Origin of the sequence: Shewanella sp. BJSY2023SW007 (genome assembly GCF_047314525.1) — a bacterium.
GTDB lineage: Bacteria > Pseudomonadota > Gammaproteobacteria > Enterobacterales > Shewanellaceae > Shewanella > Shewanella chilikensis.
The window spans coordinates 16,728-29,981 of record NZ_JBKORL010000003.1; the positions used below are offsets into that span (position 1 = coordinate 16,728).

Annotated in this window: 11 protein-coding genes; all 11 read right to left on the bottom strand. The window is 53.1% G+C overall.

Translation table 11 applies throughout. The features are described 5' to 3' along the window. Positions 1-7: 7 nt before the first annotated feature. The 11 genes from ACMHXE_RS00710 to ACMHXE_RS00760 all read right to left on the bottom strand — a co-directional run bounded on the left by ACMHXE_RS00710 (position 8) and on the right by ACMHXE_RS00760 (position 13,241). Positions 8-793 (bottom strand): hypothetical protein, encoded by a 786-nt coding sequence (locus ACMHXE_RS00710; RefSeq protein ID WP_198552058.1) that lies wholly within the window; start codon positions 791-793, stop codon positions 8-10. 130 nt (positions 794-923) lie between these two features. Beyond that, positions 924-1,316, bottom strand: a complete 393-nt coding sequence (locus ACMHXE_RS00715; RefSeq protein WP_101056771.1) for a hypothetical protein — start codon at positions 1,314-1,316, stop codon at positions 924-926. A gap of 327 nt (positions 1,317-1,643) precedes the next feature. After that, positions 1,644-2,444 (bottom strand): DUF1338 domain-containing protein, encoded by an 801-nt coding sequence (locus tag ACMHXE_RS00720; RefSeq protein WP_101056772.1) that lies wholly within the window; start codon positions 2,442-2,444, stop codon positions 1,644-1,646. A gap of 83 nt (positions 2,445-2,527) precedes the next feature. Then, positions 2,528-3,988, bottom strand: a complete 1,461-nt coding sequence (astD, locus tag ACMHXE_RS00725) for a succinylglutamate-semialdehyde dehydrogenase (RefSeq protein ID WP_101056773.1) — start codon at positions 3,986-3,988, stop codon at positions 2,528-2,530. A 10-nt stretch (positions 3,989-3,998) separates the two neighbouring features. Beyond that, positions 3,999-5,018, bottom strand: coding sequence for an arginine N-succinyltransferase (gene astA / locus ACMHXE_RS00730; RefSeq protein WP_039035546.1), 1,020 nt, complete (start codon positions 5,016-5,018; stop codon positions 3,999-4,001). 101 nt (positions 5,019-5,119) lie between these two features. Continuing rightward, entirely contained in the window at positions 5,120-6,337 is a 1,218-nt protein-coding gene (locus ACMHXE_RS00735; RefSeq protein ID WP_101056774.1) for an aspartate aminotransferase family protein, read from the bottom strand. 305 nt (positions 6,338-6,642) lie between these two features. Beyond that, entirely contained in the window at positions 6,643-7,548 is a 906-nt protein-coding gene (locus ACMHXE_RS00740; protein ID WP_101056775.1) for an alpha/beta hydrolase, read from the bottom strand. 37 nt (positions 7,549-7,585) lie between these two features. Beyond that, positions 7,586-8,728, bottom strand: coding sequence for an HDOD domain-containing protein (locus ACMHXE_RS00745; protein WP_101056776.1), 1,143 nt, complete (start codon positions 8,726-8,728; stop codon positions 7,586-7,588). Positions 8,729-8,864: 136 nt separating this feature from the next. After that, positions 8,865-11,345, bottom strand: a complete 2,481-nt coding sequence (locus ACMHXE_RS00750) for a S9 family peptidase (RefSeq protein WP_101056777.1) — start codon at positions 11,343-11,345, stop codon at positions 8,865-8,867. 177 nt (positions 11,346-11,522) lie between these two features. Beyond that, positions 11,523-12,095 carry an aminodeoxychorismate/anthranilate synthase component II gene (locus ACMHXE_RS00755; protein ID WP_101056778.1) on the bottom strand — a complete coding sequence of 191 codons (573 nt, stop codon included), beginning with the start codon at positions 12,093-12,095 and terminating at the stop codon, positions 11,523-11,525. A 246-nt stretch (positions 12,096-12,341) separates the two neighbouring features. Next, positions 12,342-13,241, bottom strand: coding sequence for a LysR family transcriptional regulator (locus ACMHXE_RS00760; protein WP_025011314.1), 900 nt, complete (start codon positions 13,239-13,241; stop codon positions 12,342-12,344). Between the last annotated feature and the right edge of the window lie 13 nt (positions 13,242-13,254).

Sequence of the window (13,254 nt, forward strand, 5' to 3'; positions counted from 1 at the left end):
ATTGAGTTTATAGGTATTTTGTTACTGAGAAATAGAAGGTGGAGCTGCGCTTGTCATACAGCTCAAATCCTTCTGAAGGCCCCAGTTCCGGGTGGTAGAAACGACCGCTGTTGTTATGGCCAATGGCCAATGTCCAACTCTCGGCAGGCATCCATCCCAGTTCCTGGGCAAAGGTGAATTGGTCATCCATACGACGACCACGGTAATTCTTCGACATCCGATAGCGACCGCTGATATCCAGGTACCAATTACTGGCAAACTGCCAATAGGCATCGGCCACCAGATCGACCTGATGTTCAATCAGCACCCGCTCACCGGCGGTCTTGTACTTGTAGGCGTTGTACCTGTATCTGGGAGACAGGTAGAAGCTGAAGTTGCCCTCAGGACGATAGAAGAGATAAGCCGCCACTCTGGGGGCATACTCCAGTCTATCCAGCTTGCTGTAATGTCTCGCTGGCAGATAGACACCGACACTGCCCTTGAGCGAGAGAGTATTGGTCAGGGAATAGAGTGGCGTCCTATACTCAAGCAAGGGGTCAAAAAAGCTCGACTCCTTACCGTGCAGCGTCTCTTTTTCACCGCCAAAAGTCAGCAGCACACTGCCCCAATCACTGTTGTAATCGACCCTGGCATCCAGACTATAAGCCCGATACGCATCGAAGGCCGACTCACTGTAGACATTGCGGGTATAAGACGCATTAAAATAGGCAGTCCATTCGCCGAATTCTTCCTGTTTGAGTTCAAACTCATTAACCGCCTGAGCTTGTCCCGCAAGCAATAGTAAGCCCAGCAAAGGGAAGCTCGTCTTTGCTTTTTTACTTTTTATTATGCGTGACAAGGCCAGATCGCGGTGATATTTACCGGATCTCATATTTAAAAGCCTTAATTTATTTAAAACGAATTAATCTGGAGATAATTCCAGTCTAAGAGGTACTGCCACGAATAGGTTTTACCCATTCGAGGAGTATTTGCGCCCAATAGGGCATCCAATCAAAGGAAAGTTGCGGGACCCCCAGGTTGGGTATACGGGGCCCGCAGAAAAACAAAATAAACCAACTGACGGCAATAAATTTAAACACTTCGGCCAAGACGGCGTTATCCGCCAGTTTAACGGCCATAATACAAGGCAAGGAAAGAGAATAGATTGCCAGCTGATTTACCTGTGATGTGTTCTGTTTGGCAATAGATATCAGTGTATTAACTTCTTCAAACTCATTAGATATCGCTGCATTAGAAAAAGCCAAGAACAATAGCAAAGGCATGACAAATTTAACCAAGCTCAGCAATTTACTATTCGACTTTTTTCTCTCGTTCATGTTTTTTTCGCTGTTCCAAGGGGAATAGCGTCTCGATATTGATTCTAATGCACTCAATACATATTGTTACGTATGTAAACAAGCATAGGCGTGAAAAACCTTACAATCAACAACAATACTTAATGACTAGTCTAAATAGATTAAAAACTGGGTGTACGTCATAAAAAACATCATAAAAACAAATTAACACAGCATAAAAAACACCAATGAAAAACATATTTAAAACACAATAAACACATTAACGCATCAATATATTAAGCATGTCGTTTTGTTTATAAAAAAAGGCCTCCCTAATTAAGGAGGCCATTTATAAAAGTTTAAGCAATGCTATGCTTTGACGTTAGTGCTCTCAAAAATCTTATCTGCCGAGGCCGCAACAAAGCCGGTATAGAGTTCACCATCGGCTTTGGGATAACGCAGGGCAAATTCATAGAAACAACTGGGGATCTCTACCGTCTTGTCATCGAAGGCGACGGGGATTCTGTCGGCCATGGTGGAAGACTGTTCCAGCAAGACTTCAGCTGAACCTTTGATCTCACCGCCAACACTGTTGAGAGTAAACCCAGCCTCCTTGAGCGCGGTATTCACGGCAGCCAGGGTGCTGAACTCGGCCAGATGGTTCACAGACACGGTAAAGTGGTTGGCACGATAACCAAAAGCGGCAACCCAGGCAGCATACTCACTCTCGGCGAGCAGGGCTTGGTAGGTGTCATAGTCAAGCTGCCAGTGTCTGCCTGAATAAGTAAAGTTATCTGCGGTCAACGCCTGGGTTGGGATCTGCTCAACCAAGTCGGCAACCCGCTGCTGCAACTCTGGGCTGAACTCTTCCACCAGCAGCTCAGAAATAAAGACCTTGGGCTGAGTCGGGTCCGGATGCTCAAAGTGCTTTGCCACCAGCTTTTTCTGCTCAAAGCGATAATCGCCGCAAACCACATAGCCCAGCGCTTCGAAATGGGCTGCCAGCACATCCAAGCCCACCTTAGGCAGATTGAATGTACGCAAGGCGATATGGTCGTTAATAATCGCCTTGCCTTGCCCCAACAGCTGGTGCACTTTGGCCGCCGATGGCGTCATCTTGATATAGTCCTGCCACATGGCATTGAACAGCGCATTGATATCTGTATGCATGGTTATTCCCTGTGTAATGCAGTTTGCCCAAAGGCAAATGGTATGTTCAAAAAAGGGAAGCGCCACTGCGCTTCCCTTCACTGTCAGAGGCTAAGTCCCGGACTCAATGATGGTGGCAAACTCAGACCATCGGCCTCCATGGAAGCCACGGGATAAGCACAATAGTCGGCCGCATAGAAGGCGCTGGCTCTGTGGTTACCCGATGCCCCGACACCGCCGAATGGCGCCGCACCAGAGGCTCCGGTGATCTGCTTGTTCCAGTTCACTATGCCGGCACGAATCCGTGCCAGGAAATAGTCATAGTCTTCACGGCTATCGGCCAGCAACCCGGCAGAAAGGCCATAGCGGGTATCATTGGCCAGCGAAATCGCCTGGTCAAAGCTGCTGTAGCGCACCAGTTGCAGCAAGGGTCCGAAATACTCTTCATCCGGCAGTTCAATCACCTCGGTAACATCAATCAACCCAGGAGACACCAGACCGGTACCGCTCTCAATATGGGTCAGTTCCACCAGCGAGACCCCGCCGAGATTCTGCAGATTACGCTGCGCCGCGACCATTCCCTTGGCTGCTGCTTCAGAGATCATCGAGCCCATAAAGGGCTGAGGTTCGGCATTCCAGGGGCCGACAGCTATCGCTTTGACCGCTGCAACCAAGGCGGCAATCAAAGCATCGCCCTGCTCACCTTTCTCTATGTAGAGACGGCGGGCACAGGTACAGCGCTGGCCACTGGAGATATAGGCAGATTGAATTATTTCGTGCACGGCCGCCTTGATATCACTGATCCCTTTAACAATGAGCGGATTGTTGCCGCCCATTTCCAGGGCAAGGATCTTGCCCGGATGACCGGCGTACTGCTGATGCAGCAAGTGGCCGGTGCGGGAGCTGCCGGTAAAGAACAGACCATCAAGCTGAGGATGTGAAGCCAGCCTCTTGCCGGTTTCCACTTCGCCCTGCACCAGATTGATGACCCCGGCGGGCAGACCGGCTTTCTCCCACAGCTTGAGCATCAGCTCAGCCACTTTGGGCGTCAGCTCCGATGGCTTGAATACCACGGTATTGCCCGCCAGCAAAGCCGGTACTATATGGCCGTTGGGAAGATGCCCAGGGAAGTTATAAGGCCCAAAGACCGCCACTACACCGTGGGGCTTGTGTCTCAGCACCGCCCGCCCGGCAGGCAATTCATTTTCAGTTTCGCCGGTACGCTTGTGATAAGCCGCGACCGACAGACCAATTTTGCCTATCATGGCACCCGCCTCAGTGGCCGTTTCCCACAGTGGCTTACCGGTTTCCTGCGCTATGGTGTCGGCGATTTCCGCCTTATGGGCTTCCAGTTGATCGCGATAGGCCTCTATCACCTGCAGGCGGCCATCAAAGCCGAGCATAAACCAGTCAAACTGCGCCTCTCTGGCGGCTGCAACGGCAGCGTCTACCTGAGCCGGGGTAGCGGCATTACCCTGCCACAGGGTTTCGCCGTTGGCCGGGTTGCTTGAACTCATTGCCTGGCCTTCGCCAGCGAGCCATTGGCCCTTGATAAATTGTGTCATTATGCTGTTCCTATATTGCCAATACCCTGACCGATTGCCCGTCTGCCACCAAAAGTGCGGCGGCCAACTCGCTCGACAGGATCACTTCTTCACTGTCGTCTGTCAGCGCCAGCTTGGCCGAACCGGCACGGTAGTCTGCCAAATGGGTGTTGGAGAGAATAAAACTGTCCTTTGATTGGGGCATATCACCGATACGCACCGTCAGCAGGCGACTCTCGCGCACGGAGCGAATGTCCGCCAGATTGCATTCAACCGTGGGGCCACCATCAAAAATATCCACATAGTTGCGCCAGCGGAAACCTTCCGCCTGTAACAGGCTCAGGGCCGGGCGTGTATTGGTATGCACTTCACCGATAACCTTCTGCGCCGCTTCGGGCAACAGGCAGACATAGACAGGGCTGCGGGGCATCATCTCGGCCATAAAGGCCTTCTGCCCCAGACCAGAGAGATAATCGGCCTGAATAAAGTCTATGCCGAGGAAGTTTTGCTGCAGCCAGCCGTAGAAAGGGGAATTACCGTTTTCATCGCTGACCCCGCGCATCTCGGCAATAACAGTTTCACCGAATCGATTGGCATGCTGGGCCAAAAACAGAAAGCGACTGCGTGACAGCATGCGGCCATTATTACCCTTGCGGTAGGAGTCTCTCAGAAACAGGGTGCAGAGCTCGGCGGCACCTGTGTAGTCATGACACAGGCTGAGGGTTTCAACCTCGTTACGTACTTCTATCTGCGACGAATGATAAACCTCTGTGCCCAAACGGTAATGGTAGAAAGCATCTTCCATTCCCACTGCGGCTTCCAGACCACAGGTGCCCACAACCTCCTGGGTCTCTGTGTCTTCCAGCACCATGAGGTAGCCTTCATCAAAAGGCGTTTCCACCGCCTTGGCGAAAGAGGTTTCCGAACGGGCGATCTTGCGGGTCAGCAGTTCATCATTGACCGGCAGCGAGGTGAATCCATGGCCCGATTCTTCGGCGATACAGCGCAGCGCCGGGAAATCTGAGGCTCGGATAGGCCGTATGATTAACATGGTTAAATCTCCACTCATCCACAGTTGCTGCTCCGTCGGGCCCGCCCGTCAGAACAGCAGCTGTGAGTCTATTGCGCTAAGTGGGCCTGGGCCCACGGGGATCAGGCGGCAACCACCTTGGCGACCGCTTTTTCAAAGCGTGCCAGACCCTCGGCAATATCACTTTCAGGGATGATCAAAGAAGGAGTAAAACGAACCACGTTGGCACCGGCCATCAGTGTCATCAGGCCATTGTCGACCGAGGCCAACAGAAACTCACGGCTGCGTCCCTGATACTGCTCATTCAACACGGCGCCGAGCAACAGTCCCTTACCGCGTACCTCGGAAAACACCTGGTACTTGGAATTGATTTTTTCCAGGCCATCACGCAGCAGTTGCTCACGACGCTTAACGCCCTGCAACACTTCGGGGGTATTGACTAGATCAAATACCGCGTTGCTGACGGCGCAGGCCAGAGGGTTACCACCATAGGTGGAACCATGGGTACCCACTTTAAGATGAGCGGCAATCTTGTCCGTGGTCAGCATGGCCGCGATGGGGAAACCGCCGCCCAGGGCCTTGGCCGTGGTGAGAATGTCCGGCACTATATCTGTCCCCATGTAGGCATACAGCTCGCCGGTACGACCAACGCCGGTTTGCACTTCATCGAACACCACCAACGCATTGTGCTTGTCGGCCAGTTCACGCACCTTGGCCAGGAACTCTGGAGTGGCGTTTATGATACCGCCCTCACCCTGCAGCGGCTCCAGCATGATGGCGCAGGTCTTGTCCGACACCGCGGCTTCCAATGCGGCAACATCGTTGAATGGCAGGTGTGTGATCCCCTGCGGCTTGGGGCCAAAACCATCTGAGTAGGCGGCCTGGCCACCCACGCTGACGGTAAAGAAGGTTCTGCCGTGGAAGGCCTTGTCGAAGGCTATAATCTGATCTTTTCCGGCGCCGAAATTATCCAGAGCATAGCGGCGGGCCAGTTTCAGGGCCGCTTCATTGGCTTCGGCACCTGAGTTGGCGAAATAGACCTTGTCGGCAAAAGTGGCGTTAACCAGTTTGGTCGCCAATGCCAGTGCCGGCTCATTGGTCATCACATTGGACAAGTGCCAGAGTTTTTCACCCTGCGCCTTAAGCGCCTCAACGGCGGCTGGATGACAGTGGCCCAAACAGTTAACTGCAATACCACCGGCAAAGTCGACATATTCTTTGCCTTCCTGATCCCAAACACGACTGCCATCGCCACGAACCGGGATAACGGGTGACGGTGCATAATTAGGCACCATAACTTCATCAAACTGGGCACGTGTCAAATTCATGTTTACACTCATTCCTTCTCATCCTTTGTGTTGTCGGCGGCTCTGTCGGCCACCGTTTTAAGCAGTTAATCTTTATTATTTGTGAGTAAAACTGCACTTACTTGTGTTGCTTAGGTGTCATTATTAGCGAAATTGTGATCAAAATACCAGTTTGATCAATATGCAGGAGCAATGCCTTGGCCTATAAGTGCATAAAGATCTGAGTTTGAGAATTAAGCAGGCAAATATCTGCCATTTAACGGCATAAATAGTCACAAAAAATCTCAACTGACACCGAATTCGTTAACTATTCACCTATTTTGAATAGTTAACGACAATCATAACAGTAGATTATTGCGTATAAAAGCAGCGATTTGGCCCCTGGCTTCCATGGCCTCGGGCAAGAGTTCAAATAGCGGAAAGACATGGGGCATATTGAGGTAGAAACCGGCTTCTATCCGGCCTCCGTCGCGCAATACCGCCTGTTGCAGGCGCTCGGCATCCTGCAACAACAGCTCACGGGTACCGGCCAGCAGCAAGATGGGCGGCAAGTCCTTAAAGCAACCATAAAGCGGCGAAACCCGCTCAGACATGGGGTTACTACCGGCGAGATACGCCCCCCTGAGTCTGAGCAGGGATTCAACGGTAAACAAGGGGTCGTCGGCCGCCAAAATGCGCTCGGTATCGCCTGTGATGCCGAGATCCAGCGCCGGAGACAGCAACACGCAGGCTCTCGGCAACGGTAACTCAAGCTGTTTCAGCTGCAACAACAGGCTCAAGGCCAAGTTGCCTCCGGCCGAGTCCCCCATCAGCACCAGTTTGTCCGGGTCACAATGCTCAAGCGTCATCCGATAAGCTTCCAGCACATCATCACAGGCCGCCGGAAACGGGTGCTCAGGTGCCAGACGATAATCGGGCACGTAACAATCTGCCAGACTGCGCCGCATGATATCGGCCAGAAAACGGGCATGGGCATGGGGGGTCTTGAAACAGAAGCCTCCGCCGCGGATATAAAAGAGGCTGACTTCTCTGGGTTGCGGCAGCTGGTAATGGATGAGCGGCGAGTGGCTCAACGGCCAGTGTTCGACCTTGAGTTCCGGCAGCCAGCCCAGCAAGCGACGATCCATCTCCAGCAAACGCTGACGAATAGCACTGAGTGGTACTTTGGCACTGCCGCGACTGACCGATGGCCGCGCCACATAAGTTAACAACCGGTTCAATACCGAGGCTTGCCAACTGGGCATAGCTCCTCCATGGAAGGCCTACAGGCTCCGCAACGGCTTAAAGCAGCTCGGGTTTGCGGTAATTCTGGCCTTTGAGACGAATGAGTTCCTGTTCCGTGAGCTCATGATACGCCATCATGATCCTCCTGTCCCTGAATTCCAGTTGCCGCATCTCTTCCAGTAAAAAACACTTGGCAAAACAATCGGCTTTGGCCAGCACTGCCGCATTGGCTGACAACTGACTGAAGCCAAGGGCCGTGTCCCGCTCCTTGAGCAGAGTCACCATGGCCGCATCCGCAAACCCAAGCTGGGTTGGCAGTTGCCAATTGAGTGATAGCGCATGCTGCTTAACCAGGGAATAGACCAAGGCCGCGGGGAAATCACACAGGGCAATGGCATCATAGAGAGCCTTATCCCTGTCTCGACTCGCCTCTCTGAGCCATGAGCCGCGCAACTGCTCAAACAACTTGGCGCTCATGGAGAGCAGCACTGAGATCCCCAGTTGCTGCATCAGGGAAACCGCATGCAGCATAGGGGCATCCAAGTCATGCAACTTGGCCAGGGTTCTGGCAGCAATGCCCTGCACCTGCGAGAAACGCCATAGCTTGCGCACAGTCCAAAGCAGACTGGCATGGCCTGTGGGCAGCCAATAACGACAGCTGTAGTAAGGGACTAAAATGCGCAGATTCTCAACCCCGATATAGCTGAGCACCAACTTGAGATCTGTCAGCTGTACATCCAGATTCTGCGGCCTGCGAGCCCTGAATGAGGGACTGTTGACCAGAGAGCTCAAGTCTCTCACCAGCCAACTCTGCTCGGCAACGACCGGGCGAATGCGCGCCAAATCAAGCCTTGGGTGCAGCAATAACTCCAGCAGCAAGATCTGTTTATCTGTGATGCCTGCCAGGCGTGCCACCTCTTCGATGGAGGCCAGACGATTGCCGAGCTCTGCCGCCAGGGTCTCGATTAACTGAGCCGACACCTTCTGATAGAGCGCCTTGGCCTGTTGCTGCCTGGCGAGCCGTTCCAAAGTCGCCTCACGTTCAACCTCAAGCTTGAAAGCCACCGCCTCCAGCTCAGGTTCAAGCTTATCGCCACCACTGTCAATGCGTTGCTTGCCCAGTATCAACTGCTGATACAGACGCTGCTCTATCTCTATTACACTGCCGGGTTTAACCCCACCCGCTACCGACAAGGCCAAAATGTTACCTTCCTGCCACGCCCGTGCCCGGGCCCTGTGTTTTTATGTTAGCCCCTTTATTGTTATATGTAGCGGCTTTATCAGCAATATCTTGATAGCAAAAAGAAACAGGCCTCGTATGAGGCCTGTAAAGTGACTATTTCAGCTCTTGTTCAAACAACTTATAGATACGGCGATACTCGTCCAGCCAGCTTGATGGCTGCCTGAAGCCATGGGGTTCAACCGGGTAAATAGCCGTCTCAAACATCGGTTTTTCCAGCTCTATCAGTCGCTGCACCAGACGAACACTGTCCTGGAAGAATACGTTATCGTCCATGACTCCGCTCATGATCAGCAGCGGCTTTTGCAAACCCTCGGCATGGTAGATGGGCGAACTGCGTTCATAGGCAATGTGATCCACCTCCGGGGTATTGAGTATGTTCGAGGTATAGGGCGCATTATAATGAGCCCAGTCGGTCACCGGCCGCAGCGCGGCGCCGGCCTGGAACAACTCGGGTTGGGTAAACAGTGCCATAAAGGTCAAAAAGCCGCCGTAAGAACCACCATAGGTGCCTACCCGCTTGGCATCAACATTGGCATGCTGGCTCATCCACTTGACGCCATCGGCCAAGTCTTCCACTTCCGGATGCCCCATATTACGGTAGATGGCGGTGCGCCAGTCGCGGCCATAGCCTTTGGAGCCGCGATAATCCATGTCCATCACCACATATCCCTGCTGTGCCAGCAGGTTATGGAACATGAACTCACGGAAATAACCGGAAAACCCATAATGGGCATTCTGCAGATAACCGGCACCATGATTGAAGATCACCGCCGGATATGATTCGGCGCGATCCTTGTCGAAACCTGCCGGCAGATACACCCTGGCATAGACTTCACCTGCGCCATGGCTGGAAGGCACGGCAACCACCTCAGGCGCCTGCCAAGGATAGCTCTTGAAGCTGTCGCTGGTGTAATGGGTCAGCTGGGTCAGCTCACCGCCTATGGTTTGAATATAGAGCTCATCCGGCCGGGTCAGGCTGGAGGCGGTCAACAGCAGCGAACGGCCATCCGGGCTCAGGCTGTAGTCAAGCACTCCATTCCACTGGGTCAGTTGTTCATCCTTGCCGCTACTTATCTCAACCCGATAAACATTGTACTTGCCGGGGTGTTCTTTGTTGGCCTTGTAGTAGATATAACGGTTATCCGGGCTCAGAGTGATGTCACTGACCACGAACTTGCCCGAGGTCAAAGCCCGCGCCTTGCCACCGAGCGGCTTGAGATACAGCTGCGAATAACCACTCTCTTCCGACAGGTAGTAAAGGGTCTCGCTGCCGGGTAGCCAACCGTACTGATTGTAGTCATAGTTTACCCAGGCATCATCATGCAGCCTGTGCTCAGTGACTAGCTTGCCCTTGGCCAGATCGAGCCGGGCCAGCCAACGGTCTTTGTTGTCCACGGCTTCCAGCATTACGGCCACTCGCTCGCCCGACTCTTGCCATTGAATAGCGCTTTGGCGCCAGCCCCAATCCTGCATCAGTTGGATCTTGCGCGGGGCTTTTTCACTTTCGTAGCGCTCCCCCTTCGCCTTGGCGTTTTCAGCCTTGACGCCGGCCAACACATCCTGGTTGTAACCGAGCAAACCTTCGATGGTTATCTCTTTCTGACTCTGCTGCTGCAAGTCCAGCAATACCAAGCGCTGCCCCGGTGCCTTGTCTTCAGCGACTCTGGCTCGCACGGGCACAGGATCGACATAGCCATCTTTGCCAAGATAGTTGGGCATGATGTCATGCTCGCCACGCCAGTTGTAGCTCTTGTCCTGCAACGCCAGCAGCACATAGCGGCCATCCGGCGACAGGCTCAGTTCCACCAACTGCTCACTCTCGCCCAGATACCAAGGCTTGGCCGACAGGGTCGGGTCTTCATTCTGTAACTGCTGCTGATATGTCTCCCGAGACTTGGCGTTTTCCTGCTGTTTGGCCACATAGCGGATCAGCTTGTGTTGCTCCTTGGCGAGATAAGTTTCCGGCTCTTGGGCCTGTGCCGGCTCTTTGGCCATCTTGATATCCGCGAGCTGCTCCACAAGGCCTGAGTCTGCATGCAATCTGAATATCTGCCCCGCCTGCCAATAGGCAAGATCGCCATTCGCTAAAAAACGCAGCCCTTCAACCTTGGTATTTTGTCGGGTCAACTGAGTGATCTCACCGCTATCGAGCGCCTTCACAAACAGGTTGCCTTGATAGATGTAAGCCTTGCGGCGCTTATCCGGGCTCAGAACACCGTCTCGTTGCGAAACTGTATGCAGTTCAGACAACGCCAGCTCCTGCGCCTGTTTGTCTGCCACTCCCTGACGATAGTAACTGCGCAGCACAGATGCACTCTGCTGGCGGGCGAACAGCACAGCGTGGCTGTCATCGCTCCAGTAGGCACCCTTGGGGGCGAGTCCCATCCAATCGGGATCCGCCATAATTTGATTCAGAGTTAACGGCTTGTCGGCCACAGGAGGCGCTGCCAAGGGTACTGTTTGGCTGGTGTTGGTGATCTCTTGGGGGGTGAGTCGCGGCTCGGTGGCGGCGCAGCCGCTGAGAACGGCCAGAGTCAAAACACTCAGACCGGCATGACGCATCAGGCTTTTCATCATCCTTCCTTTTTATAGTTATCTTGGCCGCCGGGAAGCGACATATGACAGAAAACAAGCGATTGCGGCCTGTTATACCATATTTGCCAGAGGATGTTGTTCTGCAAAAGCTGAAAACTTGTAAAGGCTTGTTAAGGATGGAGCCTTGGTACGAATCCAGGACTGACTCACTGCTCCTTAAGCCAGACGCAGGAAATTATTGAGTAGTTCAAGCCCCTGCTGGGTCAGAATGGATTCGGGATGAAACTGCACGCCGTAGAGGCGTTTCTCGGCATGGCTGATGGCCATGATTTCCCGCCCGTGTACCGGGTCATCATACCAGGCATCCAGAGTAAAACCTTCGGGCACACGGTCAATCAACAGCGAGTGATAGCGGGTCACAGTCAAGGGGTTGGCCAGGCCTTGAAACAGCCCACGGTCATTGTGACTGATTGCCGATGTCTTGCCATGCATCACCCGCTTGGCCCGAACCACCTTGGCACCAAACACCTGAGCCAGCGATTGATGCCCAAGACAGACGCCCAGGATAGGCAACTTACCGGCAAAATGTTCGATGGCGGCCAGCGAGATCCCCGCCTGATCCGGGCTACAGGGCCCGGGAGAGATCACCAGATAATCCGGCGCCAACTCGCGGATCTCATCGAGCCCAATCTCATCGTTACGCTTGATAACAGGCTGCAGCCCCAACTGCTGAAAATACTGCACCAGATTGAAGGTAAAGGAATCATAGTTGTCGATCATCAGCAGCATATAACGGGAACCGATTGATTTAAGAGATAGGGCTTACAGTGCCGCAAACAAGATACCGCTGGAGATGTTCCATCTTTTTTCAGGCGCCATCTTTTTGCGCACGCTATGTTACGTTTAACGCTGAGCTGGTTCAACCTGGGGATGAACAAGGATAGCTTTATTCGGTCAGCTATTGGCTCATTCAAACGACAAACTTATTGTATCCTGAATAATAGATGCCTTGGGCCGGTTCTCCTTGATGCCAGTTCAATCCTTACCCTCATACCTGAGTCTGTCAATAACCAACCTGAATGCCGAACTGATATTACGCCGCCCGGAATAACACAGGCAGTATCCTTCAAACGGCGGACACCAATCGGCCAACACCCGCCGAAGGGATCCATTCTCTATCTCTTCCGTCACTTCGGCTTCGGTAACAAAGGCAATGCCGTGCCCGGCCTTGGCCGCTTCAATACACACATCACTCTCACTGAAAATAAAGGGGCCGGATACGTGTTTGACTATCTCTTCGCCCTCTTTTTCAAACTCCCAGTCATAGACGGGTGCATGAGCATGAAACCTCAATACCAGGCAAGCATGCTCGTCCAAGTCATGGGGGTGCTTTGGCACGCCATGGCGTTTGAAGTATTCAGGGGTGGCCACGGCTGCCAATCGCACAGCGGGGCCAATTTTCACGGCAATCATGTCCGGGCCGACAAACTCCCGCAGCCTTACCCCGGCATCGAAACGTTCTTCGGTCAAATCCGTGAGGCGACTTTCCAGATTCAGCTCAATCTGCACTTCCGGGTAGTCACGCACTATCTGTGACAACTTGGGCCACAGCAGGGTTCGCAGCGCAGGTTTACTGGTAGCCAGTCTCACCAGCCCTCTAGGGGCATCACCCAATAGTCGCAACTCTTCAATTCTCGCATTGATCATCCCCAGCCCGGGCTTGAGGGCCGCCAACAATTTTTCACCTGCATCTGTGGTGGACACTTTACGGGAAGTACGATTGAGTAATTTGATACCAACCCCCTCTTCCAGGCGCCTTATTGCATGGCTGACCGCGGATTGAGACAGCTCGAGTCGGGTCGCCGCGCGAGTAAAACTGCGCTCTTCAGCGACCGCCATAAATAGAGTTAAATCACTCAATTCTTCCCGCTTCATATTATTCCCCTGC